This is a genomic window from Oligella urethralis DSM 7531 (assembly GCF_000372065.1).
Taxonomy (GTDB): domain Bacteria; phylum Pseudomonadota; class Gammaproteobacteria; order Burkholderiales; family Burkholderiaceae_B; genus Oligella; species Oligella urethralis.
In genome coordinates, this window is record NZ_AQVB01000015.1 from 1 (window position 1) to 25,976 (window position 25,976).

General features: G+C 44.2%; 24 protein-coding genes and 1 riboswitch. Of the genes, 19 read left to right on the forward strand and 5 right to left on the reverse strand.

The window, feature by feature from the left end; translation table 11 throughout:
* Positions 1 to 798: 798 nt before the first annotated feature.
* From nrdG to A3GA_RS0108720, 11 genes are all read left to right on the forward strand, one after another.
* Positions 799 to 1,260: an anaerobic ribonucleoside-triphosphate reductase activating protein gene (gene nrdG / locus A3GA_RS0108675; RefSeq protein ID WP_026156904.1), complete on the forward strand. Its 462-nt coding sequence runs from the start codon at positions 799 to 801 to the stop codon at positions 1,258 to 1,260.
* Between the two features lie 40 nt (positions 1,261 to 1,300).
* Entirely contained in the window at positions 1,301 to 3,082 is a 1,782-nt protein-coding gene (gene nrdD / locus A3GA_RS0108680) for an anaerobic ribonucleoside-triphosphate reductase (RefSeq protein ID WP_018027011.1), read from the forward strand.
* Positions 3,083 to 3,230: 148 nt separating this feature from the next.
* The gene (locus tag A3GA_RS12475; RefSeq protein ID WP_081606608.1) at positions 3,231 to 3,335 is read left to right on the forward strand and encodes a helix-turn-helix domain-containing protein; all 105 of its coding nucleotides are present in this window, start codon (positions 3,231 to 3,233) and stop codon (positions 3,333 to 3,335) included.
* A 132-nt stretch (positions 3,336 to 3,467) separates the two neighbouring features.
* Positions 3,468 to 4,418, forward strand: a complete 951-nt coding sequence (gene phnD / locus A3GA_RS0108685; protein ID WP_018027012.1) for a phosphate/phosphite/phosphonate ABC transporter substrate-binding protein — start codon at positions 3,468 to 3,470, stop codon at positions 4,416 to 4,418.
* A gap of 15 nt (positions 4,419 to 4,433) precedes the next feature.
* Positions 4,434 to 5,273, forward strand: a complete 840-nt coding sequence (gene phnC / locus A3GA_RS0108690; protein WP_018027013.1) for a phosphonate ABC transporter ATP-binding protein — start codon at positions 4,434 to 4,436, stop codon at positions 5,271 to 5,273.
* Positions 5,274 to 5,286: 13 nt separating this feature from the next.
* Complete coding sequence (gene phnE, locus A3GA_RS0108695) at positions 5,287 to 6,111, forward strand: phosphonate ABC transporter, permease protein PhnE (RefSeq protein ID WP_018027014.1); 825 nt, start codon at positions 5,287 to 5,289, stop codon at positions 6,109 to 6,111.
* The gene (phnE, locus tag A3GA_RS0108700; protein ID WP_018027015.1) at positions 6,108 to 6,932 is read left to right on the forward strand and encodes a phosphonate ABC transporter, permease protein PhnE; all 825 of its coding nucleotides are present in this window, start codon (positions 6,108 to 6,110) and stop codon (positions 6,930 to 6,932) included. Before phnE (A3GA_RS0108695) ends, phnE (A3GA_RS0108700) begins: the two co-directional genes overlap by 4 nt.
* A gap of 316 nt (positions 6,933 to 7,248) precedes the next feature.
* Positions 7,249 to 7,551 (forward strand): ArsR/SmtB family transcription factor, encoded by a 303-nt coding sequence (locus tag A3GA_RS0108705; RefSeq protein ID WP_018027016.1) that lies wholly within the window; start codon positions 7,249 to 7,251, stop codon positions 7,549 to 7,551.
* Positions 7,552 to 7,596: 45 nt separating this feature from the next.
* Positions 7,597 to 8,112: a rhodanese family protein gene (locus tag A3GA_RS0108710; RefSeq protein WP_018027017.1), complete on the forward strand. Its 516-nt coding sequence runs from the start codon at positions 7,597 to 7,599 to the stop codon at positions 8,110 to 8,112.
* A gap of 281 nt (positions 8,113 to 8,393) precedes the next feature.
* Positions 8,394 to 9,725, forward strand: coding sequence for a Na+/H+ antiporter family protein (locus A3GA_RS0108715; RefSeq protein ID WP_018027018.1), 1,332 nt, complete (start codon positions 8,394 to 8,396; stop codon positions 9,723 to 9,725).
* A 45-nt stretch (positions 9,726 to 9,770) separates the two neighbouring features.
* Entirely contained in the window at positions 9,771 to 10,079 is a 309-nt protein-coding gene (locus A3GA_RS0108720; RefSeq protein ID WP_018027019.1) for a monooxygenase, read from the forward strand.
* Between the two features lie 48 nt (positions 10,080 to 10,127).
* Here the strand turns inward: A3GA_RS0108720 and metF are convergent, their stop codons facing one another.
* The 4 genes from metF to metK all read right to left on the reverse strand — a co-directional run bounded on the left by metF (position 10,128) and on the right by metK (position 14,239).
* On the reverse strand, positions 10,128 to 10,982 hold the full coding sequence (gene metF, locus A3GA_RS0108725; protein WP_018027020.1) for a methylenetetrahydrofolate reductase [NAD(P)H]: 855 nt from the start codon (positions 10,980 to 10,982) through the stop codon (positions 10,128 to 10,130).
* Positions 10,983 to 10,986: 4 nt separating this feature from the next.
* On the reverse strand, positions 10,987 to 11,325 hold the full coding sequence (locus A3GA_RS0108730) for a phage holin family protein (RefSeq protein ID WP_018027021.1): 339 nt from the start codon (positions 11,323 to 11,325) through the stop codon (positions 10,987 to 10,989).
* Between the two features lie 122 nt (positions 11,326 to 11,447).
* On the reverse strand, positions 11,448 to 12,878 hold the full coding sequence (gene ahcY / locus A3GA_RS0108735; RefSeq protein ID WP_018027022.1) for an adenosylhomocysteinase: 1,431 nt from the start codon (positions 12,876 to 12,878) through the stop codon (positions 11,448 to 11,450).
* Positions 12,879 to 12,958: 80 nt separating this feature from the next.
* Positions 12,959 to 13,045: riboswitch (S-adenosyl-L-homocysteine riboswitch) on the reverse strand.
* Between the two features lie 30 nt (positions 13,046 to 13,075).
* A complete protein-coding gene (metK, locus tag A3GA_RS0108740; protein WP_018027023.1) occupies positions 13,076 to 14,239 on the reverse strand; it encodes a methionine adenosyltransferase in 1,164 nt (387 codons plus the stop codon).
* 283 nt (positions 14,240 to 14,522) lie between these two features.
* On the opposite strand from metK, the gene A3GA_RS0108745 reads away from it, so the two are divergent.
* From A3GA_RS0108745 to xerC, 3 genes are read left to right on the forward strand one after another with little or no spacing between them, the layout of a single operon-like run.
* The gene (locus tag A3GA_RS0108745; protein ID WP_018027024.1) at positions 14,523 to 15,419 is read left to right on the forward strand and encodes a lysophospholipid acyltransferase family protein; all 897 of its coding nucleotides are present in this window, start codon (positions 14,523 to 14,525) and stop codon (positions 15,417 to 15,419) included.
* Between the two features lie 44 nt (positions 15,420 to 15,463).
* Positions 15,464 to 17,101, forward strand: coding sequence for a bifunctional peptide-methionine (S)-S-oxide reductase MsrA/peptide-methionine (R)-S-oxide reductase MsrB (gene msrAB, locus A3GA_RS0108750; RefSeq protein ID WP_018027025.1), 1,638 nt, complete (start codon positions 15,464 to 15,466; stop codon positions 17,099 to 17,101).
* 1 nt (position 17,102) lies between these two features.
* On the forward strand, positions 17,103 to 18,071 hold the full coding sequence (gene xerC, locus A3GA_RS0108755) for a tyrosine recombinase XerC (RefSeq protein WP_026156908.1): 969 nt from the start codon (positions 17,103 to 17,105) through the stop codon (positions 18,069 to 18,071).
* Between the two features lie 169 nt (positions 18,072 to 18,240).
* Here the strand turns inward: xerC and A3GA_RS12045 are convergent, their stop codons facing one another.
* Entirely contained in the window at positions 18,241 to 19,029 is a 789-nt protein-coding gene (locus tag A3GA_RS12045; protein ID WP_026156909.1) for an IclR family transcriptional regulator, read from the reverse strand.
* A gap of 156 nt (positions 19,030 to 19,185) precedes the next feature.
* On the opposite strand from A3GA_RS12045, the gene A3GA_RS0108765 reads away from it, so the two are divergent.
* The 5 genes from A3GA_RS0108765 (at position 19,186) to A3GA_RS0108785 (ending at position 25,923) form a co-directional block, all read left to right on the forward strand.
* Positions 19,186 to 20,835: a GMC family oxidoreductase gene (locus A3GA_RS0108765; RefSeq protein ID WP_018027028.1), complete on the forward strand. Its 1,650-nt coding sequence runs from the start codon at positions 19,186 to 19,188 to the stop codon at positions 20,833 to 20,835.
* Between the two features lie 41 nt (positions 20,836 to 20,876).
* The gene (locus A3GA_RS0108770; RefSeq protein ID WP_026156910.1) at positions 20,877 to 22,187 is read left to right on the forward strand and encodes an MFS transporter; all 1,311 of its coding nucleotides are present in this window, start codon (positions 20,877 to 20,879) and stop codon (positions 22,185 to 22,187) included.
* A 286-nt stretch (positions 22,188 to 22,473) separates the two neighbouring features.
* The gene (locus A3GA_RS0108775) at positions 22,474 to 23,499 is read left to right on the forward strand and encodes a TRAP transporter substrate-binding protein (RefSeq protein ID WP_018027030.1); all 1,026 of its coding nucleotides are present in this window, start codon (positions 22,474 to 22,476) and stop codon (positions 23,497 to 23,499) included.
* 87 nt (positions 23,500 to 23,586) lie between these two features.
* Positions 23,587 to 25,518, forward strand: coding sequence for a TRAP transporter large permease (locus tag A3GA_RS0108780; RefSeq protein WP_018027031.1), 1,932 nt, complete (start codon positions 23,587 to 23,589; stop codon positions 25,516 to 25,518).
* Positions 25,519 to 25,527: 9 nt separating this feature from the next.
* Positions 25,528 to 25,923 (forward strand): GlcG/HbpS family heme-binding protein, encoded by a 396-nt coding sequence (locus A3GA_RS0108785; RefSeq protein ID WP_018027032.1) that lies wholly within the window; start codon positions 25,528 to 25,530, stop codon positions 25,921 to 25,923.
* Positions 25,924 to 25,976: the final 53 nt, after the last annotated feature.

Here is a 25,976-nt window from a genome sequence, read left to right on the forward strand (position 1 = left end):
TCAATCTGAGCCAGGATCAAACTCTTCAGTTTAATCTCTGCATTGACTGCGATAGATAATCACCGTAGCAACTACCTATCTTCGCTTAATTACTTTAGTACTCAAAAGAAATAAAACAGNTCATATCACACAAGGATATAACCTTACTATTTCTTCATAACTTAAGCATAAGCACTTAAAACATAATTTATTTCGCTCACCGTCGTGAAACGGCGGTCGCTCACCATGTTAAGTGCCCACACTTATCGGTTGTTTAAATTGTTAAAGAACACTTGGTTGATTTCAACCAGCTAAACCATCCTAACGAATCGCTTAGCTTGTTGCCATCAGCGCTGCTTCGTGAGCAACAAAGATTTAAATTATGAATCATCTAAATCTATTTGTCAACACTTTTTTAAAAAATATTTGAAAATAAATTTTAGCGTGTTGCTTTGAAGCCACCGCATCTGACTGAAACTTTGCTTCGCTAGGGGTTATCCCTAGCTCCCTTAACTGGGAAAGATATGAATTATGAGCTATATATTTTATGCTGTCAAGCGTATTAGCTTTTGTGGCTGAATTATTGTTGTGTAAAAACACACACATCATCCATGAATCACTTTTAGTATAGCCTTTTTCTCAATTAAAACAAGTACTTTTGAGACTTTTATCATCTCGTGTTTTTCTGGCTTTTTATTTTATCTTGATCTGAGTCAACAAGCCAAAGTTTCCTTGCTTGTTTTTATCAATACACCTAGTAATAATCACTAAAACACTACATATAGTTATTTTTTATAAACAACCACAATATATAGTGATATGAGAAATTTAAGATACCAACATGAGGAGGTTGTGTGGATTGAGGTGCCTGGTGAAGTATCACTCGCCTATCAGTTTACAGGCTGCCCACTACGTTGCAAAGGGTGTCATAGCGCTGACACTTGGAAAGCGAACTCAGGTGAGATATTAAGCATTGAACATTTCAGTCGACGCTTGCAGCAATATCGTAACTTAATCTCTTGTGTTTTATTTATGGGCGGCGAATGGCTCCCCGATGAATTAACAGTCTATTTAGCCTTGTCCCGCCAAGCTAATTTAAAAACTTGTTTATATACTGGTTTAGAAAAAGAGCAAGTACCTGCGCAATTACTGCCGCTATTAGATTATTTAAAAACTGGGCCATGGATTCCGGAACTTGGTGGCCTAGATCAATCAAGCACTAACCAACGCTTTATCGATTTAAAAAACGGCACGCTCCTAAATCACTTATTTTACAAATAGTCAGTTACCCACTCATCTACTTATTGGAAGGATATTAAAAATGATACGCCTCAGCCCCACTCAAATCAGCGCTAAACTCGATTTTATGCGGAACTATATGGCCGCTCATAATGCGGCCGACGGCTCAACCATGGATGCCAATGCTAATGTCACCCATAAAAATATTGCTACCATGGAAAGTGAGCTACTTAAAGACTTTCTTATTCAAATTAATCGTGCACAGGTGAGTGCAAAAATCAACGAGATTTTTGGCCAAGAATGGGCTGATGAATATATTCGCCAAATTGAAGCGCATGAAATTTATGTGCACGATGAAACCAGCTTAAAGCCCTATTGTGTATCCGTAACGCTTTATCCATTTTTACATGATGGTTTAACTAAACTGGGCGGTGAATCAAAAGCACCAAAGCATTTAGATTCTTTTTGTGGCTCATTTGTCAATCTAGTCTTCGCAATCAGTGCACAGTTTGCCGGTGCCGTAGCCACAGTTGAGTTTCTAAGCTATTTTGACTATTTTGCTCGACAAGATTATGGCGATAATTACTTAGATACACACTCCAACGAAATAGCCAATCACTTACAGCATGTTGTTTATAGTATCAACCAACCAGCTGCCGCACGAGGTTATCAAAGTGTTTTTTGGAATATCTCTATTTATGATAAATACTACTTTGATGCTATGTTCGGCAACTTTGTGTTTCCGGATTTCAGCAAACCGGTTTGGGAAAGTGTCTCGCGCTTGCAGGACTTTTTCCTAACGTGGTTTAATCAAGAGCGCACAAAATCTATTCTGACCTTTCCCGTCGTAACAGCGGCCATGCTAACAGGAAACGGTCAATGCAAAGATCAAAGCTTTGCCGAACACTTGGCAAAGGAGCTGTCAGAAGGTAATTCCTTTTTTATTTACCTCTCCGACAACCCAGATTCATTAGCCTCTTGCTGCCGCTTACGCAACGAAATCGAAGACCACACCTTTTCCTATACCTTAGGTGCAGGTGGTGTTGCGACCGGATCAATCAACGTCATCACACTTAATATGAATAGACTAGAGCAAGATGGACGTGATCTTGCCACTGAAATAGATAAAATCCACCGTTATCAATACGCCTACCGCCAATTAATGGAAGACTATTTAAAAGCTGGTATGCTCTCAGTTTATGATGCCGGTTTTATCAGTATGGACAAACAGTTTCTCACGATTGGCATTAATGGTATGGTTGAGGCAGCAGAATCTCAAGGCATTAAAGCGAGCTATAACCCCGAGTATATTGACTTTGTACAAAGCCGCTTAAAAACAATTTTTGAAGCCAATAAAAAAGCATCGGCACATTATGGTGTCCGCTTTAATACGGAGTTTGTCCCAGCAGAAAACTTAGGTGTTAAAAATGCCAAATGGGATAGCGAAGACGGCTATAAAGTTTCTCGCGAATGCTATAACTCCTATTTTTATCCGGTCGAGGATGAACGGCTTAATGCGCTAGATAAATTTTTACTGCATGGTAGCGAGTTAGTCGATTACCTAGATGGTGGCTCAGCACTACATTTAAACCTAGATGAAGCACTAAGCCAACAGGGTTATAAATCACTCTTTGATATTGCTGCTCGCACAGGTTGCAATTACTTTTGCATTAACGTCAAAATCACTATTTGTAATAGCTGCAATCACATTGATAAACGTACCTTACAGACTTGCAGCCATTGTGGCTCGACGGACATTGATTACGGCTCCCGCGTCATTGGTTACTTGAAACGAATCTCAGCCTTTAGCGAGGGACGTCGTAAAGAGCATGCTTTGCGCCACTACCATAGAGATGCGGCGTAATCATTCATCCCTTTTACAGCAATCAACGGCGTGAGTTAATTCACGCCGTTTTGAATTAATCTCCCATCATATCAATATCGAAGTTTTCGCCTCACGTAAATAGCGCTGCCAAACTCCTAAACCATATAAAAGGCAAAACACACTCAGCATCAGTGAAATCTCATACGAATGCGGTTACAAGCACGTCTCTAATTTCACTCAAGCTTTTAAACAATATTTTCACTGCACACCGGCTGAAATTCGAAAGCCTTAACTTGCTGTTTCGAATCAAGACACTGAGCTCTCCCGGACTCCTCTTTTTCCATTCATGAAACTGAAATAATACATTGCTAACATCATGTCATTAATCGACACTTTACTTACAACCAACTGAAAAGGACACGGAATGTTCAACTTCAAAAACCTGGCACTAGCCACCTTACTTGCTGTTTTACCCTTTAGCAGCCACGCCCTCGACTCACGTTTTACCGATGCGGACGGTGATTTAGTGGCAGATGCGCCAACCGATCCTAAAGATTGGATTGACCCAGCGACCTTAGTATTTTCTTATACACCCGTTGAGGATCCGGCTGTTTACGCTGAAGTGTGGAAAGAGTTTATTGATCACTTAGCTGCCGAAACCGGTAAAAAAGTTCAATTCTTCCCAGTACAAAGCAATGCCGCTCAATTAGAGGCGATGCGCGCTGGTCGTTTACACGTTGCGGGCTTTAACACTGGCTCTAACCCATTAGCTGTTAACTGCGCTGGTTTTGTACCGTTTGCCATGATGGCTTCTAACGACGACCGTTATGGCTATGAAATGGAAATCCTAACCTACCCCGGTAGCGGCATTGAAAAAGTAGAAGATATTCGTGGCAAAAAACTAGCCTTTACCTCAGAAACTTCCAACTCTGGTTATAAAGCGCCCTCAGCGCTATTAAAACAAGAGTTTAAGATGGAGGCCGGCAAAGACTTTGAACCCGTATTTAGCGGTAAGCACGATAACTCTATCTTAGGTGTTGCCAATAAAGACTACCCTGCTGCTGCCATTGCCAACTCCGTCTTATCTCGTATGCTTGAGCGTGATGTTGTAAAAGCTGATCAGCTCGTATCTATCTATAAATCGCAGTCATTCCCAACCACAGGCTATGGCTATGTGTATAACTTAAAGCCAGAGTTAGCTGAAAAAGTAAAAGCTGCATTCTTCAACTTTAATTGGGAAGGTACAGGCTTAGCTAAGGAATTTAACCATGTGAACCCACCACAGGAAAAATTCATGCCTATTTCCTTTAAAGAACACTGGAAAGTTGTGCGTGACATTGATGCCGCCATGAACGTCAGCTACGACTGCAAATAATTTAAAGGTATATTAATGCTTAAACTTGTTGACCTTGAAAAGCGCTACAACACTAATGAACCAGTGCTTAAGGGGATCAACCTTGAAGTCCAATCAGGTGAAGTAATTGGCCTGATTGGACCTTCAGGCGCAGGGAAATCAACCCTTATCCGTTGTGTTAATCGCTTAGTCGAGCCCAGCAATGGCGCTATTTTGCTTCAAGGTAACGATCTCAACAAATTATCCAAAAAGCAACTGCGACATGAACGTCGCCGTATTGGCATGATCTTCCAAGAATATGCCTTGATTGAGCGTCTAACGGTGATGGAAAATGTCCTATCCGGTCGCTTGGGACAGATGGGCTTTTGGAATAGCTGGTTTCGTCGCTTTAACCCAGAAGATATTAGCGAAGCCTATGAATTATTAGACCGCGTTGGTCTAAAAGGTAAAGAAAACAACCGTGCTGATGAGCTGTCCGGCGGTCAGCGTCAACGTGTCGGTATTGCCCGTGCCTTAATTCAGCGCCCCGATCTATTACTGATTGATGAACCGACTGCTAGCTTAGACCCTAAGACCTCGCGGCAAATCATGCGTCTCATTATCGAACTATGTCGTGAACGTGGCCTTGCTGCCATTATTAATATTCATGATGTGGTGCTAGCAAGCGAGTTCTTGCCACGCATCGTCGGTTTACGTGCCGGTTCAGTGGTATTTGATGGGCCTGCTAAAGCGCTCAATGACACCGTACTCAGTACCATTTATGGCGATGAGGACTGGACCGCTATTTGTAAGAAAATCGCTGCTCAAAGCACCGTTGACTCTGAAACCGAAGATAGCTCAACGGCGCTAAAAGATGCTGCCGTCTCTGCGGCTTAAAGGATTGACATTGATGAATAATCCGTCTAATTCCTTGATGCCGCCCGCCTATCCTAGCCAATGGAAAAAGCCACCTTTTATTCGTAATCCATTAACTCGCTATGGCTTACTGCTTGGGGCTGTTATTTATTTGGCCTTAAGTATCGGCTCCCTTGAGATTAACTGGGTCCGCTTAAGCCAAGGTTGGGAGCGTGCGTGGATTTTTATTAAAGGCTTTTTAAGCCCTGACTTCACTACCCGCAGTGCCGATATTTGGCAAGGCATGGTAGAGAGCTTAACAATGGCGCTGACCTCAACCGCGGCCGGCATCATTATCTCTATTCCCATTGCCATCGGTGCCGCAAAAAACTTGAGCCCCACCTGGATTTATCTATTATGCCGCGGCATTATCGCTATTTCCAGAACCTTAAATGAAATTATCGTGGCCATTTTTATGGTGGCTTTATTTGGCTTTGGGGCTTTTGCGGGTTTTCTAACCCTAAGCTTTGCCACTATCGGCTTTTTAGCCAAGCTCTTGGCAGAGGATATTGAAGAAATCCAAACTTCTCAATTGGAAGCGATGGAAGCCACGGGTGCTAGTTTCATACAAACCTTAGACTTTGCCGTATTGACTCAATGTCTGCCGCGCTTAGTCGGTCTCTCACTGTATCGTCTCGATATTAATTTCCGCGAATCGGCGGTCATTGGTATTGTCGGTGCAGGCGGTATTGGTGGTACCTTGGGCACCTCCATGGATCGCTATGAGTACAGCTCTGCTGCGGCGATTTTGCTCTTAATTATTGCGGTCGTCATGATTGCTGAATACTGCTCCAGTATTGTTCGTAGGAAAATGTTATGAGTAGTAGTTTAAGTGTTAATACTCAAACAATGCGCCAATGGCATAAGCGCACTCCCGTACAAAATGCCACTGTTTTTATGCTTTGGTTGGTGACCATTGCCTTTGTGCTATGGACCTTCCAAGTAATGACCAAAGACACGATTTGGGCCTTTGTAATGGATGCGCCACGCCAAATGCAGGATATTGGTGGTCGCATGTTCCCGCCCAACTGGCAGTCCATGAAAGAGCTTTGGTGGCCTCTCTGGGAGACCTTAAATATCGCTACCCTAGGTACCTTATTGGGCGCAATCTTGGCAGTGCCTGTGGCCTTTTTAGCAGCACGTAACACCACACCGAGTGCAGCGCTATTAAGACCCCTTGCGCTACTGATTATCGTCTCTTCACGCTCGATTAACTCATTAATTTGGGCTTTATTATTGGTGTCAATTTTAGGCCCCGGGGTACTAGCCGGCATCATTGCGATTGCACTACGTTCGATCGGCTTTATCGGTAAATTGCTGTATGAGGCGATTGAGGAAATTCGTCAAGAACCAGTGGAAGCAATTATCGCCACGGGTGCCAAACCATCTCAGGTGATTACATGGGGCGTGTTTCCGCAAATCGCACCTACCCTAGCTGGTATTTGCGTTTTCCGTTGGGATATTAATATCCGTGAATCCACCGTACTCGGTCTAGTCGGTGCGGGTGGTATGGGTTTAAAGCTGAATGCAGCCCTCAATACACTGGCTTGGCCTAAAGTGACGATGATTCTTATCGTCATCTTTGCGACGGTGATCGTGAGCGAGTGGGTGACAATGAAGCTCAGACAAAAACTCATTTAAGCCAACCTCCCGCCATACAAATCGGCATCAATCTCAGAAAAGCATTAAGCATGCGAAAAATCATGCTTAGTGCTTTATCTGATCTGTAAATTTTCAGCTGCTAATGATAGAATCTGTAGTGGCTATAACCAGCCTAATACTTTAGTCGCAGATTGGCGTATTAAAGCGGTTATAAAAGCTTACAAACTGAAGCATCCTATTGACAGTTAAGACGCTGAATTAGCCTGAGAAACAGTATAATTTAGAGTTGCTGTTAGGAGTTTTCCCTTTAACCTTGATTTGTATTTCACAATATACTAAAATAGCAAAAGATAATATGAACATTGAAGCCAAAGATTTAGAAACTTTATCCAAAGACGCTGCGGATTTTATCAAAACCCTAGGTAATCCGCATCGACTGTTAATTCTCTGTCTACTCGCTGAAAATGCTGAGATGAGTGTTGGTCAGATTCATCAGTATTCGAGTCTTAGCCAATCCGCCTTATCCCAACATATTGCGATTATGCGCAAAGAGGGTTTGATTGATTACCGTCGCCAGGCGCAAACGCTTAACTATCGTATTATCGATGAGCGTGTGTTTAAGATCGTGACTTCGCTCAAGGAGATTTTCTGTCCCTAGTCCGCACTAGGACACCATTAACCTTATTTATTTTTGATTTGACCTATGACTTTAGCACTCATTACTGCCGAGCAGGCTGCTCAACTGGTTAAAGAAGGCGCTATCTTAGTTGATATTCGCTCAGCGGCTGAATATCGCAATCGCCATATTCCTGACTCCATTAATCACACGGTAGACGAGTTATCAACCGTCCAACTACCGGCTGACCGCGTTGTGATTTTCTTATGTCAATCCGGTATGCGTACCCGCACAAATGCAAATAAACTAGCTGCCGCCGCACAACAAGCAAAGGCATTTTACATTCTTGAGGGCGGTATTGACAGCTGGCAAAAGCAAGGTCTTCCTGTGGAAGTCGTCGCTAATGCACCGTTAGAGCTACAGCGCCAAGTTCAAATCGCTGTGGGTTTGATGGTAATTTTAGGGGTTGTTTTAGGTACATGGATTAATCCAGCTTGGTACATTTTAAGCGCCTTTGCCGGTGCGGGTTTATTAGTCGCTGGTCTAACCGGGTTCTGCGGTTTAGCCAGACTGTTGATGTTAGCCCCCTGGAATCGGGTCTGATCTTCAACGCTACTAGCATAGCGAGTCGCAAGTTTTGCGCTGCAGCCATCCGTATTTTCAGCCTCTCACTGCTAGCACCCTAGGGGTGCTTCATATCACCCCTCACCACCATTCAAATGATGCAATGCATCACCTCGCTGCCAATGTGCGCACAACTGCCGTCCCTCAGGCAGCGCCTTTGACAAAAATTTCTCCACAGGCGCCAGTTTAAAACACAGCTTTCTTTGCTTACGTTATGATTCAAGCTTTACAATTTGAATTACACACTCACGGAGTATGTCATGAATGCTGTCGTCCTCGCGGTACTTGTTATGCTGATTCTATCCTTAGCTCGAGTACACGTTGTTTTAAGTTTATTAGTCGGTGCCTTATCAGGCGGACTGCTAGCGGGTCTAGGTCTTAAAGCGACCTTGGAAGCTTTTCAAACCGGCCTAGCTAACGGCGCTCAAATCGCCCTCTCTTATGTGATGCTTGGGGCGTTTGCGATGGCGATTGCCTACTCTGGTTTACCACGTGCCATTGCCAATCGTGTTATTGAGAGCTTAGATAAAACGCAAAGTGCCGGTGCTCGGGTTAAGTGGTTGCTAATTGCTATTCTGGCGATTATGGGTGTGATGAGCCAAAACTTAGTACCGATTCACATTGCCTTTATTCCTTTGATTATTCCACCGTTAATTATGGTATTTAATCGCTTAAATATCGACCGTCGCGCGATTGCTTGCGTACTCACCTTTGGCTTAGTGACGACCTATATGTACCTACCTTACGGTTTCGGTGAGATTTTCTTAAAGCAAATTCTTTTAGGTAATATCGATAAAGCCGGCATGGACACCTCTGGTCTAAATGTCATGGGCGTGATGTCAATCCCTGCCCTTGGAATGGCTTTTGGTCTATTGGTTGCGCTCTTTATTAGCTATCGTAAACCACGCCATTATGAAAATAAACCTCTGACTAACACCAGTAATGACAAGCAAGAAAGTGGCAATAATAAAAGCCAGCGCTACAACAATCTAATTGCTTTAATCGCCATTATTGGTTCCTTTGCGATTCAACTCAGCACCGGCTCCTTACTATTAGGTGCGATGATTGGTTTTACCATCTTTATTGCCTTCGGTGTTATCAGCTGGCGTGATGCTGATGCCGTGTTTAATGACGGCCTACGCATGATGGCAATGATTGGTTTTATTATGATTTCTGCTCAGGGCTTTGCCGAAGTGATGAAAACTACCGGCGAAATCAATAGCCTGGTTAGTGCCTCGGCTGAGCTCTTTGCCGGTAATAAAGGCATGGCTGCACTAGCGATGTTATTGGTTGGTTTATTGGTGACCATGGGTATTGGCAGCTCCTTTTCCACCCTACCCATTATTGCGGCAATTTATGTGCCGATCTGCATGGCCATGGGCTTTTCAACCGCTGCTACCGTCGCCTTAATTGGTACCGCCGGCGCCCTCGGTGATGCGGGTTCACCCGCTTCAGACTCAACCCTCGGGCCTACCATGGGTTTAAATGTGGACGGTCAGCATAACCATATCTACGATTCAGTGATCCCGACCTTTATTCACTTTAATATCCCGCTCTTAGTATTTGGCTGGATTGCGGCGATGGTGCTATAGGCTTTAGACTAAGGTCTGACACTAGATAACTAGCGGAGAGATGTTATGAATTATATTTTGCAAGTAGATTTTCCATTTGATGGACCGTGGGATAAGGCCATGTATACGGCGATGCAGGATTTAGCAAAGTCAATTAATAATGAACCGGGCTTAATCTGGAAAATCTGGACTGAGAACCAAGCCGATAAGTCAGCGGGCGGGATTTATTTATTCGATAGCCGACACAATGCCCAGAAGTATTTGGAAATGCATTCAGCCCGTCTAGCCGCGGTCGGCATCAAGGATATCCGCGGTCGAATCTTTGCCATTAATGATAAGCTCTCCGAGCTTAATAAAGCACCCCTCGGTTTTTAATCAATCAATTAAGCCCTTAGGACAAGCGACCTAAGGGCTTAATTTTTACTACTGGGCTTGCAAGGCACGGCAAATTTTCAATACTGGCTCTGCTTGATTGAGCGTATAGAAGTGTATGCCCGGCGCACCACCACGACGTAGATCATCACATAGCCTGCTCACCACTTCATGACCAAAGTCACGAATTGATTGCACATCATCCCCATAGCTCTCTAGGCGCTTAGCAATCCAGCGTGGGATTTCAGCACCGCACATTTTTGAGAAACGCGCCAATTTGCTATAGTTGGTAATTGGCATAATTCCTGCCACAATCGGGATGGTTACGCCCTTAGCCTGCGCTCTATCCACAAAATCCCAATAGGCATCGGCATTATAAAAATACTGTGTAATCGCCATATTGGCGCCAGCATTGACCTTGGCCACAAAATGATCGAGGTCCTCATCAAAGCTTTCCGCCTGGGGATGCATCTCTGGATAGGCGGCCACTTTGATACTAAACCAATCGCCACTGTGCTCCCTAATCAAACGCACCAGATCCACGGCATTACGCAAGGGTGAATCGGCCAAACCCATACCGGAAGGCATATCCCCCCGCAACGCCACAATACGACGAATGCCTTTGGCCTGATAACTATCGAGAATCTCCCTAATTGCCTCCGGCTGACTGCCCACACAGGCTAAATGTGGTACCGCCTCACAGCCTAAGTTCGACACCATCTGCACAGTATCCTCAGTGCCTTCACGGGTGGAACCACCCGCACCATAGGTCACGCTGATATACGCTGGATCAATTTCAAGTAGCTGCTTGGTGGTTTCTACCAGTCGCTCACGAGCGTGCTGCTCTCGCGGCGGGAAATACTCCAAACTAAAAAAACGAGAGCCCTCAGTCTCAATTCGATTCATGCTGTTATCTCATAAAAATATAGCTGAGGATGGAAGTAAAGAGGGAGTATAGGATTGGCGCCAAGAAAAAGGCAACTCCACCTCGTACTTCAAAGCCTTTTAAAAACTTACTACCTAACCAAAATAAAAAACCGTTGATGACCAATAAAAACAGCCCCAAGGTCACGATGGTGATGGGAATGGTTAAAATCACCAAAATCGGTTTGACCAAAGTATTAAGCAAAGCCAACACGGCTGCAGCAATAAAGGCCGAGAAGTAGTTTTCAACGTGCACGCCCTTGAGCACAAAGGCTACCGCCATCAAGGCAAAGGCATTTAACAGCCAAACAATAATAAAATCCATGGTATGCTCCTATCCTCAGATTGAGTAAAAAAATCTAAAACAGTGATCCCGACTGCATTGCAATCAGGATCACCTTAAATCATTGATAGTATGAACGCTTAGGAAAAAAATTTCCTATACCATTAGTAACGATAGTGGTTAGGCTTATACGGTCCGTCCACCGACACGCCGATATAGTCGGCTTGCTCTTGGCTCAGTGTGGTGAGTTGAACACCGAGTTTTTGTAAGTGAAGGCGCGCCACTTTTTCGTCTAAATGCTTAGGTAACACGTAGACTTGACCATTTTCATACTTATCACCATGACAAAAGAGCTCAATTTGCGCAATGGTCTGGTTGGTAAAGGAAGCAGACATCACAAAGGATGGGTGACCGGTAGCACACCCTAAATTTACTAAGCGACCCTGCGCGAGTAGAATAATCCGTTTACCATCAGGGAAAATCACATGATCCACCTGCGGTTTAATCTCTTCCCACTCCAGCGACTCTAAGCTAGCGACATCGATTTCATTATCAAAGTGGCCAATATTACATACAATCGCTTCGTTTTTCATTTGTTCCATATGCTCACGCGTAATCACATGGTAATTACCGGTAGCGGTCACAAAAATATCTGCTTTAGCGGCAGCTTCTTCCATGGTCACGACTTTGTAACCCTCCATTGAGGCTTGCAGGGCGCAGATTGGGTCAATTTCCGTTACCCATACTTGGGCTCTTAGCGCCTGCAGTGCTTGGGCGCAGCCCTTACCGACGTCACCAAAGCCAACTACCACGGCGATTTTACCGGCAATCATGACATCGGTTGCGCGCTTAATGCCGTCGACCAAGGACTCACGGCAGCCGTAAAGATTATCGAACTTAGACTTGGTTACGGAGTCATTCACATTAATGGCTGGGAAGGCTAACTCACCCTTTTTAGACATTTGATAAAGACGATTAACACCAGTAGTCGTCTCCTCGGTCACACCCTTAATTTGAGCAAGGCGGACTGAGTACCAAGAAGCGTCCTCGGCTAATTTCTTTTTAATCGAAGCAAATAAGGCTTTTTCCTCTTCACTGCTTGGATTATCCAACACCGACGGGTCCTTTTCGGCCTTAGCACCTAAATGCAATAACAGCGTCGCATCGCCACCGTCGTCTAGAATCATATTTGCCTGCTGATCGGCACCGCCCGGCCAATTAAAGATTTCATGGCAATAAGCCCAATACTCGTCCAAGGTCTCACCCTTAATGGCAAAAACCGGGATATTTTGAGCAGCAATCGCGGCAGCCGCATGGTCTTGGGTTGAAAAAATATTGCACGAAGCCCAACGCACCTCGGCACCTAAGGCAACCAAAGTCTCAATTAACACGCCGGTCTGAATGGTCATGTGTAAGCTACCCGCAATACGCGCACCCTTTAGTGGCTGACTGGCTGCATATTCTTCACGCGTTGCCATTAAACCTGGCATTTCTGTTTCAGCAATGGATAACTCACGACGCCCCCAGTCGGCTAAGCTAATATCCTTAATCACATAGTCCTGGGCCTTGATATTGGCACTCAGTTGATCGGCCATTTGATACTCCTAAGAATTTTTTAAAAAATAAAATTGAGAGTCAGTAGACACAAAAACGCCCACCAACTCTGAATCTAGAGATATGGTGAGCGCCGTTAGGATAATAAGATGGTTTAGTGCTGACGAGCCTGGCAGATAATCAATCTGTCGCAACGCCCCTCGTCAGCCTAAGTAATTGATAATTATAGCAGATTATATTAGAGCTCTGCTTTTAAGGCAGGCACACGGTCTAAGGCCTCCCAAGTAAACTCAGGCTCATTACGACCGAAGTGACCGTAAGCAGCTGTTTTGTTATAAATCGGACGTAGCAAATCAAGCATCTCGACAATACCGCGCGGTCTGAGATCGAAGTGCTTACGCACTAGCTTTGCAATCTCATCATCCGGCATCACACCGGTACCCTTAGTATAGACGGTGATATTAATCGGCTCAGCAATACCGATAGCATAGCTGACTTGTACCTCGCACTGGCGCGCCAAGCCGGCAGCCACCAGATTTTTAGCGACATAGCGCGCTGCATAAGCAGCAGAACGGTCGACCTTAGAGGGATCCTTACCAGAGAAAGCGCCACCCCCATGTGGGCAAGCACCGCCGTAGGTATCCACGATGATTTTACGACCAGTTAGGCCCGCATCCCCCTGAGGACCGCCAATCACAAACTTACCGGTAGGGTTAACAATAAACTTCGTATCCGGTGTAATTAGTTCAGCCGGAATACTCGGTAAAATAATCTCGCTTTTAACCTGCTCTTTAAGCGCTTCTTGCGTGATATCCGGGTGATGTTGAGTAGAAACTAATACCGTATCTACTTCGGCTGGCTTACCATCGATATAGCGGAAGGTTAGCTGTGCCTTAGCGTCAGGGCGTAACCATGGGAGACGACCATCCTTGCGTAGCTCACTCTGGCGCTGCATAATGCGATGAGCATACCAAATCGGTGCTGGCAGTAAATCCTCAGTCTCATCACACGCAAAGCCGAACATCAAGCCCTGGTCACCCGCCCCCTGATCGAGGATGTTCTCCTCGCTGCGATCAACGCCTTGGGCAATATCAGGTGACTGGCGGTCATAGGCCACCAGCACTGCACATGTTTTATAATCTATACCATATTCGGGGTTATCGTAGCCGATACGCTTTAGTGTCTCACGCGCCACTGCTTGATAATCCACATTCGCCGTGGTGGTAATTTCCCCGGCCAAGACCACTAAACCAGTACTACAAAGCGTCTCAGCGGCGACACGTGCATTAGGATCCTGCGCTAAGATAGCATCTAGCACGGCATCAGAAATTTGGTCGGCAACTTTATCCGGATGGCCTTCAGAAACAGATTCTGACGTAAATAAAAAATCGTTATGCGCCATTTTAAGTAGCGTCCTTATATTTTTTAAAAAAACAGTAGAAAATTAATTTGGTATTGTATACCAATTGACAAAGCCATAGCGCTGAGAGTGGGCGGATTGCGCTTTTCTTATCACTTGATTGGTGCTGAGGCATGGTGGTAGCGCCCTAACTGCCATGGCTTAGCTCTTCACTTAGGCTTGCACATCCAGCGCAATTTATTCAGCTGGCATCTAATCAATCGTCTTGTTGTATACTGCTATTTTTAACCTAGCACGATGACCATTCGCTGCATTTCCAGTGTTCATGAAGCATTCCTTTAAATATAAAGCACTTAATCAGTTATTTCATTTTTTAGGGCAACTCTCCCTAAAAAATCGCTTACGTGTGGGGGCTTTTTTAAGTCTAATTGCACCCTTGGTGATGCGACGACGCATTAGGATTGTTAAGAAAAATTTAGAATTAAGCTTTCCTAAGGCCAGTGAAGCAGAGCGCGCCCAATGGCAAAAACAACATATTCGTGCGCTTTGCCAAAGCATTGTGGACCGGGGGTTAATTTGGTATGGGCCAGAGGAAGAAATCAAAGCACAGGTTCAGCTGAAGAATTTTCACTACTTGCAACAAGCCATGGATAATCAGGAGTCGATTATTCTTTTAGCACCGCATTTTATCGGATTGGATGTGGCCGCTTCGCGCATGACCATGATTGTGCCGGAGAGTGCAACCATTTATTCAGCACAGCGCAACCCACATATTGATGCCATTATCCGTGATGGTCGTGCCCGCTTTAATAAGGTGCATATGATTGAGCGCAAAGAGGGTGTGCGGGGCATGTTACGCTACCTAAAGCAAGGCTTTCCCGTGTACTACTTACCGGACATGGACTTTGGCCGTAAAGGCAGTATTTTTGTGCCCTTTTTCGATATCCCTGTCGCCACCCTACCCACCACCGCTGTACTGGCAGAGAAATGGGGAGCCACCATTATCCCTATTTATAGCCATTGGGATCCACAAAGCGGTCATTATGAAGTTGAAGTATTAGCGCCTTTGCTGAACTTTCCCGGGGAGCAATCAGTCGAAGAAGCAACCCTTTTTATTAATCAATTAATTGAAAAGCTCATCCTGCGTGATCCGAGTCAATACTACTGGGTACATAGACGTTTTAAAACCCGCCCAGATCCAGCCGCGCCCAAGTTCTACTAAGGGACCGATGGTGATTCGACAGCACGCGGACGGGGAGAACTATCATGCACACACTTTTTCGTATTCTGAGCACCTTGTTATTTCTAAGTCTCAGTTTCTTTAGTTTTTCAGCGCATAGCGTCGGCGCAAGCAGCCAGCAACATGTAGGTCAACGCATTGCTAAGCTCAAAGACTTCCAGGGTAAACCAGCGACGGATTATCTTAAAAAAGGGCAGCCAAGCTTGGTGAAGTTTTGGGCCAGTTGGTGCCCGCTATGCTTAGCTACGCTTGAAGAAACCCGTGACTGGCGGCCGGATCCCGATTTTGCTGGGGTCAATATCATCAGCCTCGCCTCCCCCGGCTATTTAAATGAGCAAAGCCCCAAGGAATTTAGACAATGGTACCGCGGGGTTAATTTTGACAATTTACCGGTCATTGTGAATGATGGTGGTGAACTAACTCGTGCCATCGGTATCTCGGCCTATCCTAGCTGGGGCTTAATTGATGCTGAGGGTCGTTTACAACGTGTGGTAAAAGGTCATATTACCAAGGAGCAAGCACTTGCGCTCGTGGCGGATAAAGACTACGAAATTAAGCGCAAGATCCCCGATTTTTATCGACCGAGTAAGGACACGGCACAGCAACAAAAGGACAAGGCAAATCTTATGAAAACAAAGGAAATCTATCTAGCAGGCGGCTGCTTTTGGGGCGTGGAAGCGTATTTTGAACGTATCCCTGGGGTTGTCAATGCCGTCTCTGGCTATGCTAACGGCAAAACCCGCCAGCCGACCTATGAGCAAGTCATCTATATGAACACCGGTCACGCTGAAACGGTGAAGGTGGTCTACGATCCTGAGCGTATCGACTTAGAAACGATTTTACGTCACTATCTACGCATCATCGATCCCACCAGCTTAAATCGTCAGGGTAATGACCGCGGCACCCAGTACCGCACTGGTATTTACTACAGCGAGCCGAGCGATAAAGACATCATTACGGCCGTGCTAGCACGTGAACAAAGCAAATGGGAGCGCCCAATTGTGGTTGAAAATCAGCCCTTAATCGCTTTTGATGAGGCTGAGGAATATCATCAAGACTATCTTGCTAAGAATCCTAATGGCTATTGTCATATCGATTTAAACCTAGTTGATAAGCCATTAGCCGAGGAAAAAACGCCATTGAATCTCCAAAACGGCAGTAACACTAAAGCTATGCAAGAGCATAACGCACAAAGCTCGATCACAGTGAACCCTGCGGACTATCATGTACCCAAGGAGGAGGAACTACGCAAAACGCTAAGTCCTCTTTCCTATCAGGTGACTCAACAAAATGCCACTGAGCGTGCCTTTACTCACCCCTATGATCATTTATTTGAAGCGGGCATTTATGTGGATATTGTGAGCGGTGAACCTCTTTTTAGTTCGGACGATAAATACGATTCCGGCTGCGGTTGGCCCTCGTTTACCAAGCCCATTGTGCCAGAAGTGATTACCGAGCATCTGGATACTTCCTATAATATGCAGCGCATTGAAACGCGTAGTCGCGTTGCCGACGCGCATTTAGGACATGTTTTTCCTGACGGTCCGCGCGATCGTGGCGGCTTACGTTATTGCATTAACGGCGCTGCCTTAAAGTTTATCCCTAAAGCCGAGATGGAGGCGGCCGGCTATGGTTATTTACTCCCTTTAGTGAGTGATAAATAGCATGAATCAGGCGCTTAACCGTGAGCAGTTAAATCAATGGCTCGACTATATGCAGCAGCAACGTCGCTGCTCCGAGCATACTTTAGCTGCTTATCGGCGGGATTTAATGGCTTTGATAGCACTTTATCCTGAGCACCATCTCCAAGCGCTCAGTCATGACTTATTGCGGCGTGCGGTGGCGCGTTTGCATGCCAGCGGCTACAGCCCTCGCTCCATCGCCCGTATCGTTGCCGCATGGCGCTCTTTTTATCAATGGCTTAGCGAGCGGGTTGAACTTAAAAGTAACCCCGCAGCGCATCTCAAGACGCCCAAAGTTCCCCGACCGCTACCCAAGGCGATGACGGTCGATCAGACCACCGCCTTTTTAGACCGTAGTCAACAGCTTAGCAACGCCACTGAGGCTAAGGATGTATGCGATGTGGCCATGTTTGAATTGCTTTATAGCAGTGGCTTACGGCTCTCGGAATTAGTGCAGCTTGACTGCCACTATGTCAAAACAGCGAGTTATGAATCCCTCGGTTGGATTGATTTAACTGAAAAAGAGATTAAAGTCGTCGGTAAGGGCAATAAAACCCGCATTGTTCCCTTGGGCGAAAAAGCTGCTGAGGCGATTCGTCATTGGTTGACAATGCGTGAGGCTAGCTTGGCACCACAGGCTAATGAAAGCGATAGGGCTGCCTTATTCTTAGGTGCTAGAGGTCGTCGCATTAGCCCTCGGGCGGTGCAACTTCGCTTAAAGGCCATGGCGCTCAAAACCGGCGCCGACAGTGCTATTCACCCACATATGATGCGACACAGCTTTGCTAGTCATCTACTGCAGTCGGCACAAGACCTGCGGGCAGTGCAAGAGCTGTTAGGGCACAGCAATATCTCCACTACACAAATTTACACCCGTTTAGACTATCAACATTTGGCTAAAGCTTATGATGCTGCCCATCCAAGGGCGCAGAGAAAAGGCAAAGAGGATTGATAAGGGGCTACGCTTATTAAAAATAGGGTGTGTGAATAATGTAGCAGGTTTACACGGTTTAAACATCTAGTATTTTGAAGCGGTAACTCTCTTTTATTAAGTGACGTGTCAGATCAAGTCGTAAATACAAGATCTCAAGTCAGCAGCAATCCTAGTTACCAAACCAGCTCTAGGTGTTAAATCCCAATAACTCACGCACCTCCTCTGCCGCTTCCTCCATAACTACACGGCAAGACAACAATCGACTCAAGCAGGTTCTCGCAGTAACGGCATGGCAAGCAACGGTGGCAATAATACGCGATTTATGATACGGATCATAAACAGGCACAGCTAATGCCACCATGCCAGTAACAAACTCCTCTTTATCAAGCCCGAAGCCTTGGCGCTTGGTTTTTGCTAACTCTTTTTTAAACTCTTCTAAATCAGTAATCGTATTATCAGTAAAAGCGGTTAATTCGATATTTTTTAAAAAAGTGCTTTGTTCAAAATGAGATAAGTTTGACAAAAACAGCTTACCACTCGCTGTGCAATGCAAGGGCACAGATGTATTAGGCTTAACATTCAATTGCAAACTCCATGGCGCTGTATTCTCTACTCTAACCAAGTAACGCACCGAATCCTCATCTAATACCGTTAAATTGCAAGTCTCATTAATCTTACTGACGGTCCTCCTTAAAATCGAACGAGCAGCAACACTAAATCTTGTAGTTCTCAAAGCATTAACGCAAAAGCTCACGCTTCTCGCGCCCACCGTGTAACCCAACTGTTCGGGCAAGCGAACAACAAAGCCCGCCTCACATAGGGAGTTTAAATTTCTCATTAAAGTGCTTCGGGGTATTGCTATCTTGGCGCATAAAGCATTTAGCGATAACGGTTCTTCTGAGTTAGCAAGTACCTCAACGATCATTAATGCTCTAGTTGCTGCTGAATTTGTAGTCACAACATTTATATCCTTCAATCGACGATGATCAGCAAAACACGCTCACCATAAACCGAAAATAAATCAAAAAAACAATTTGTTGTGTCAAAAATGGTTTTTTTAGCACAAACCCTATGATGTCAAATTTTTTCATGTCTTAAATTGATTAAACAACTGATTACAAAGGAGACTTTAATGAAAGAGCAATTTGACTACATCGTGGTTGGCGGGGGTTCCGCAGGTTGTGTATTGGCGAATAGACTTAGCGAAAATGGAAAGCACAGTGTTTGTTTAATAGAAGCTGGACCTGCCGATAAAAACATTTGGATCCATATTCCTATTGGTTATGGGAAAACCATGTTTAACAAAAAGCTAAACTGGCAGTTCGAAACTGAGGCTGACCCATCCATGAACAACCGCAAGTTCTATTGGCCACGTGGTAAGACCTTAGGAGGCAGTAGTTCTATTAATGGTCTAATCTATATTAGAGGCCAAAAGGAAGACTACGACCACTGGGCTACATTAGGCAATAAAGGCTGGAGCTGGTATGAGTGTTTGCCTTATTTCAGAAAATTAGAAAACAATGACTTACCTACTTCTGAAACTCGCGCTAAAAATGGCCCCCTAAGCGCTACAACAATACCTGCTAAACATGAATTGGTAGAAGCCTTTATTAAGTCAGCAGTATTAGAGGGAATTCCGCACGTTAATGACTTCAACTCAGGCGATCAGTTCGGTGTTGGTTACTTCCAGTTAACCACCAAGAATGGACTGCGTCAGTCAACGGCCGTCGCTTATTTACGCCCAGCAAAAGAGCGCACCAATTTGACCATTAAAACCGAGCACTTGGCGCATCGAGTTTTATTTGAAGGCAATCGTGCTGTAGGCATTCAAGTAAGCGATAAAAACAAGAACAAATACACTATTAAGGCCAATAAAGAAGTAATTCTAAGTGCTGGCGCTATTCAAAGTCCCCAACTATTGATGCTATCTGGTATCGGTCCCGCTGATCATTTAAAAGACAAGGGCATTCCCTTGCTCAAGAATCTAGATGGGGTAGGTAAAAACCTACAAGACCACTTGCAGTTACGTTTAATCTACGAGGTGTCTAAACCCATTACTAATAACGATCAATTAAAAAACGTCTGGACCAAGAGTAAAATTGGCCTACAGTGGTTACTTTCTAGATCTGGTCCTTTAGCTATTGGTATTAACCAGGGAGCTGCTTTCTGCTATGCACTACCAGATGAAGCCAAAACGCCAGATATACAATTCCACTTCGGCACTCTTTCTGCCGATCAGGCAGGTGGTGCAGTTCACCCATGGTCAGGTTGCACCATTTCTGTTTGTCAATTACGTCCAGAGTCTAGAGGTCATATGGAGCTCAGAAGCTCTGACCCTTCCACGCCATTAGCGATTCATCCAAATTATTTAAGCACTGACTTAGACAGACGCACTGCTGTTGCCTCAGTTAAGTTAGCTCGACGCATCGCCACAACAGGCCCTCTAGCTGACTTATTGATTAGAGAACACCGCCCTGGTGTTGAGCAGCAAAGTGATGACGAAATCTTAGAGTTCTGCAGAAACTACGGTGCCACTATTTTCCACCCAGCAGGTACTGCAAAAATGGGCTCTGCGAATGATAGCTCAGCGGTAGTGGATGACAGACTTAGAGTCCACGGTTTCCAAGGCTTACGTGTAGTTGATGCATCCATTATGCCGACGCTAGTTTCCGGCAACACTAACGTACCTGTAGTGATGATCGCCGAAAAAGCCTCTGAGATGATACTCAATGATGCTGAGAGTATGTTAACTACATCCTACCTAGAAAAATCTATCGCTTAAAAACTAAATAGTTAAAAACCCAGGAGACAAAAATGAGCAATATGACTAAAGAACAAAAGAAAGAGGTGCACCAGGTCATACGGGCATCTTTAATCGGTGCCACAATCGAGTGGTATGATTTTTTCCTATACGGTGTTGTGGCTGGACTAGTTTTCAACAAACTCTATTTCCCATCAGACAATGAGTTTGTTAGTACCATGTTAGCCTACACTACTTTCGCAATCGGCTTCTTGGCGAGACCTTTTGGAGGGATTATTTTCGGCCACATTGGCGACAAAGTAAGCCGTAAAGGGGCGCTAGTAGCGACTTTATTATTGATGGGTGTTGCCACTTTTATTATCGGTTTAATCCCTTCCTATGAAACTATCGGCATCTGGGCACCCATTCTACTCTTATTGATGCGTATTCTACAGGGTATCGGCATGGGAGGCGAATGGGGTGGCGCAATATTGATGGCATATGAGTACGCCCCCAAGCATAAGCGTGGCCTATATTCTTCCTTACCACAAATCGGTTTAGCACTAGGTCTTTGCCTTGCATCAGCTGTAGTTGCTATATTAACGGCTGTTTTAAGTCCTGAGGCCTTCTTCGCATGGGGCTGGCGTATTGCCTTCCTTCTTTCAGCCTTGTTGGTATGCGTGGGCTTGTATATTCGCACGCATATTAAAGAAAGCCCAGAATTCCAGAAAATGAAAGCTAGAAATGCAGAAACAAAAATTCCTTTCTTCACCATGCTCAAAAACTATCCAAAAAACATTCTTCGCGGAATGGGCGCACGTTACATAGATGGTGTTATCTTCAACGTCTTTGGTGTCTTCAGTATTAGTTATTTGAGTAATGACCTTAATATGGATAGAACAACTGCCTTAACGGGCGTATTGATTGCTTCCTTTATCATGTGTTTTTTCATTCCACTATTCGGAGCCCTATCTGATAAAGTAGGCAGAGCTAAAACCTATATTTTGGGCTCATTAATCACTGGTGTTTCAGCTTTCCCCGCTCTATTTTTCATGACAATGCATGTTGATAGCACCCTAATCGTATGGACATCCATTATTATCCCATTTGGTATTTTATATGCTTCAGTATACGGTCCTGAAGCAGCTTTGTTCTGCGAGTTATTCGACACGGATGTTAGATATACAGGTATTTCTTTTGTATATCAATTTTCAGGTATATTCGCGTCGGGAATCACGCCAATGATCGCAACTGCACTACTACATGCTAATGACCATAAACCTTGGTATATCGCGACCTATGTCTTTGTGGTGGGCCTCATCTCAGCGTATAGTGCATGGTCTATTAAGAAAGCTGATGCTAAAGGTATACTTCTGAAACCTAATCTCGCATAAATTGTTAAATTTAAGCTTGGTAGCAGCCTGACTCATAACTTGATTGTTGAGTCAGGCTGACTTAAACCATCGTAACTGTTAACAGTAACTCCTACACCAGACCTAAATACTACAAACAATAAAAACTTTAAGAATACGTTTCTCCTATCTAAACCCTCTGCAAACATTTAAACCACCTTGACTGTTTCCCTTTGGGGTAATTACTACTATTACTTCTTATACCATCTGAATAAACTAGATTAAATATCAATAATTGATACATATAGTTTCACTAAAGGAGATTTTGATGAGAGGTTTGACAACTAAAAGGTTACTCACGGCCATTGTTGGAGGATGCCTATCTTTAATGGCACCGTTAGCCTTAGCTGATTATGAAGGACCAAAACTTAAGCTTAGACTAGCTCATACGGCGCCACCTGGTAATCACATCACCCTAGCCTATCAAAAGTTCGCAGATCTAGCTAAAGAAAAATCTAATAATAAAATTCAAATTCAAGTTTTACCTAATGCAATTCTAGGTAGCGATAGAGTTCTAATCGAAGGTGCACAACGTGGGACATTAGAGATTGGCGTGAGCTCAACACCCAATCTAGCAAACTTCTCTAAAGCGTTTCAAACCTTTGATTTGCCTTATATTACATCAATCAAAAACCAAAACAAACTCTATGAAGCTATTAACCCTGGTGGTCCTATATATGAATATCTAGAGGCAGAGTCGAACAAGATTGGTTTACAACCTATTATGTATGCTGAATATGGTTATCGCCATTTTGTATCGGCCAATAAACCATTAAATAGCGCAATTGATCTAGCGGGATTAAAAATGAGAACCACCGACTCTCCCGTTGAGATTGATGTAGCTAAAGCTCTCAATACAAATCCAGCACCTATCGCTTGGGGAGAGGTATATACCGCCTTGCAACAACGCACAGTAGACGCAGAGGGGAACACTTTCCCACATCTAACTGGAGCTAAACACGATGAGGTCTTGAAATACGCTATTACCTCTGCTCATAACTACGGCATGCAGGTAGCAATGGCAAACAAAAAATGGTGGGACGGCTTACACCCTGATACACGCAGAGTACTTCAAGAGGCCGCATTAGAGGCTGTTACTCACCAACGCAAGGTCTTGTGGCCTGAAAATGAAAAACAAGCACGCGCAAGCTTTGAGGAAAAAGGGATAAAAATTCATGATGCTACGGAAGAAGATCTAGCAGAATTCAAGAAGCTAACCCAACCTGTTTACGACTCATACGCTGCGCAGTTACCAAGCGAGCTTATCGAGCTTATAAGGGCTACTCAAGAATAACACGCAACTAATTGCTTAAGCAGTCCCCGATTTCTTATCTCAAAGATCGGGGACTCTTGTCTTTATTTATAAGAGCAGGTATAAATCATGAATGAATCTAGCACAAATCCCCATTTAACCCGATGGTATAACAACCTAGAAAAGCCTCTGCTGGTGATTGGTTTGATATTAATGATTCTTGTCATTAATTATCAAACCTTTTTTAGGTACTTCATGTCTGGATTGATATCATTTGCCTCTAACCCAGCAAATCATTCATTGATATCTACCTTTGTTGATCCTGAGTATTTTCTTGCTTCTTTAAAGGCTAAAATTGGATGGGCAGTATGGTCAGAAGAGCTTGCTCGATATATTTTTATCTGGATATCTTATTTAGCTGTTCCAATCGCCATCCTAAATAAAGGCTTAATTAGAGTTGATGCCTTCCACAATTGGTTGAAGCCTAGCAACCAAAACGCATTGTGGGTGACAATCTACTTATTGACATTAGCTTTAGCATTAACACTATTCTGGCTTGGTTTTTCGCATCTCCAGATGCAATTAGAGTTTAAACAAACCACTCCTTCTTTAAAACTGAATTACGCCATTCCATACTTTATCCTACCCTTAGGATTTAGCTTAATCGCTATTCGCACAATTCAATGCTTAATTGAAGTGATGCGTAACTCAAGAATTAGAGAAATAGTTTTAGGTATCGTTATTGCCATCGTCCTAGTGGGCGTCGCTTGGATACTACAAGATTACTTTGTTAGCACTGCTGCAGTGCTTTTTGGCTATTTTGCTATCTTTATTATTATCGGCTTACCCATTGCTTTTTCACTAGGCCTAGCAAGCCTATTAACTATTGTTGTATCCCAAGCATTGCCCATCGACTATACCGCTCAGATTGCATTCGTGTCGATTGACTCCTTTCCAATTATGGCAATTCCTTTCTTTATTGCAGCTGGCGTTTACATGGGGGCAGGTGGTTTATCTGAACGCTTATTGAATGTAGCCGATAAATTAGTAGGTTCATTACCTGGTGGTCTTGCTCTTGCAAGCATCATGACCTGTATGTTCTTCTCTGCAATTAGTGGTTCAGGACCAGCGACTGTAGCTGCTATTGGTGCTATCACTATTCCAGCAATGGCACGTCGAGGTTATAACATATACTTTGCCGCAGCGATCGTGGCCAGCGCAGGCGCGATTGGTGTAATTATTCCACCAAGCAATCCATTCGTTGTTTATGGTGTATCTGCTCAAGCCTCTATTGGAAAACTATTCATTGCCGGTATTATCCCTGGCTTTCTGATAGGTTTCTTATTAATGCTAGCCACATACTTCATTTCAAAAAAGAATGGTTGGAAAGGCGAAAAGACAGACAACTCACTTAAGTCTATCCTGAAAGCGGCCTATGATGCGAAATGGGCCCTACTTGTACCTGTTATCATTTTGGGTGGAATTTATGGTGGCATTATGACACCTACCGAATCTGCTGCCGTAGCAGCCTTATACGGCATCATTATAGGCATGTTTGTCTACAAAGAGTTGACTTGGACGCGCTTATGGAGCTCAACCATAGAGGCAGCCTTAACCTCCTCAATTATTATTGTCTTAATGGCCATGGCTACTATCTTCGGTAACTTAATGACATTGGAACAAATTCCTGAAACTGTAGCTGCCAGTGTTCTTAGCTTAACTGAAAGCAAAGCTATTATTATTCTCTCTATGCTGGCTCTTCTGCTTCTCGTAGGGCTCTTTATGGAGGCACTAGCTGCTATTGTCATCATAACGCCTGTTTTACTACCTTTAGCCACACGCATTGGTATTGACCCAATACATTTCGGTGTCATGATGGTTACAGCTCTGGCCATTGGATTTATTACGCCGCCAGTTGGTGTGAACCTTTTTGTCGCAAGTAGTATCTCAAAAGTCAAAATTGAGACTGTGGCAAAAGCTGCTATTCCCTTTTTACTCATGATGATCTTAGCGTTAATCATAATTTCATTTGTTCCTCAAATATCCCTCTTCTTAATATAAGGACTAGTAATGAACATTCAGGAAAGCTTAGAACTTATGAATTGGGCAATGCAACGCTCAAGCGAAGCTTTTAAAACGCCCGTATGTATCGCCATCTGTGATGCAAATGGCGAACTTCTTTTGTTTTCAAGAATGGACGAGGCCCCAGCTCGAACTATCAACATTGCCCAAGCTAAGGCCTATACAGCAGCGAGAATGTCAATGAGCACAATTAGCTTCAAAGAGAGATTAGAACGTGAGAGCCTGGCAACATCTGATTTTATGGATGACAAACTATGCTCATTGCCAGGAGGAGTCCCCTTGCTTAAAGATGGTAAAACCGTCGCTGCTGTTGGAATAAGCGGTCTGAGCCTTGAAAACGATCATGCCCTAGCCTCACTGATTGCACAACAATTCATCACTTAGCCTGCTCTCCATTTCTTACATTTATCTAGCCACGAACCTATGTCATTAATTCA

Bases quoted from the DNA above. Each gene is read 5' to 3' on its own strand.
- nrdG (WP_026156904.1), top strand. From the start codon at position 799: ATGAGAAATTTAAGATACCAACATGAGGAGGTTGTGTGGATTGAGGTG.
- nrdD (WP_018027011.1), top strand. From the start codon at position 1,301: ATGATACGCCTCAGCCCCACTCAAATCAGCGCTAAACTCGATTTTATG.
- phnD (WP_018027012.1), top strand. From the start codon at position 3,468: ATGTTCAACTTCAAAAACCTGGCACTAGCCACCTTACTTGCTGTTTTA.
- phnC (WP_018027013.1), top strand. From the start codon at position 4,434: ATGCTTAAACTTGTTGACCTTGAAAAGCGCTACAACACTAATGAACCA.
- phnE (WP_018027014.1), top strand. From the start codon at position 5,287: ATGAATAATCCGTCTAATTCCTTGATGCCGCCCGCCTATCCTAGCCAA.
- phnE (WP_018027015.1), top strand. From the start codon at position 6,108: ATGAGTAGTAGTTTAAGTGTTAATACTCAAACAATGCGCCAATGGCAT.
- A3GA_RS0108705 (WP_018027016.1), top strand. From the start codon at position 7,249: ATGAACATTGAAGCCAAAGATTTAGAAACTTTATCCAAAGACGCTGCG.
- A3GA_RS0108710 (WP_018027017.1), top strand. From the start codon at position 7,597: ATGACTTTAGCACTCATTACTGCCGAGCAGGCTGCTCAACTGGTTAAA.
- A3GA_RS0108715 (WP_018027018.1), top strand. From the start codon at position 8,394: ATGAATGCTGTCGTCCTCGCGGTACTTGTTATGCTGATTCTATCCTTA.
- A3GA_RS0108720 (WP_018027019.1), top strand. From the start codon at position 9,771: ATGAATTATATTTTGCAAGTAGATTTTCCATTTGATGGACCGTGGGAT.
- metF (WP_018027020.1), bottom strand. From the start codon at position 10,982: ATGAATCGAATTGAGACTGAGGGCTCTCGTTTTTTTAGTTTGGAGTAT.
- A3GA_RS0108730 (WP_018027021.1), bottom strand. From the start codon at position 11,325: ATGGATTTTATTATTGTTTGGCTGTTAAATGCCTTTGCCTTGATGGCG.
- ahcY (WP_018027022.1), bottom strand. From the start codon at position 12,878: ATGGCCGATCAACTGAGTGCCAATATCAAGGCCCAGGACTATGTGATT.
- metK (WP_018027023.1), bottom strand. From the start codon at position 14,239: ATGGCGCATAACGATTTTTTATTTACGTCAGAATCTGTTTCTGAAGGC.
- A3GA_RS0108745 (WP_018027024.1), top strand. From the start codon at position 14,523: ATGAAGCATTCCTTTAAATATAAAGCACTTAATCAGTTATTTCATTTT.
- msrAB (WP_018027025.1), top strand. From the start codon at position 15,464: ATGCACACACTTTTTCGTATTCTGAGCACCTTGTTATTTCTAAGTCTC.
- xerC (WP_026156908.1), top strand. From the start codon at position 17,103: ATGAATCAGGCGCTTAACCGTGAGCAGTTAAATCAATGGCTCGACTAT.
- A3GA_RS0108765 (WP_018027028.1), top strand. From the start codon at position 19,186: ATGAAAGAGCAATTTGACTACATCGTGGTTGGCGGGGGTTCCGCAGGT.
- A3GA_RS0108770 (WP_026156910.1), top strand. From the start codon at position 20,877: ATGACTAAAGAACAAAAGAAAGAGGTGCACCAGGTCATACGGGCATCT.
- A3GA_RS0108775 (WP_018027030.1), top strand. From the start codon at position 22,474: ATGAGAGGTTTGACAACTAAAAGGTTACTCACGGCCATTGTTGGAGGA.
- A3GA_RS0108780 (WP_018027031.1), top strand. From the start codon at position 23,587: ATGAATGAATCTAGCACAAATCCCCATTTAACCCGATGGTATAACAAC.
- A3GA_RS0108785 (WP_018027032.1), top strand. From the start codon at position 25,528: ATGAACATTCAGGAAAGCTTAGAACTTATGAATTGGGCAATGCAACGC.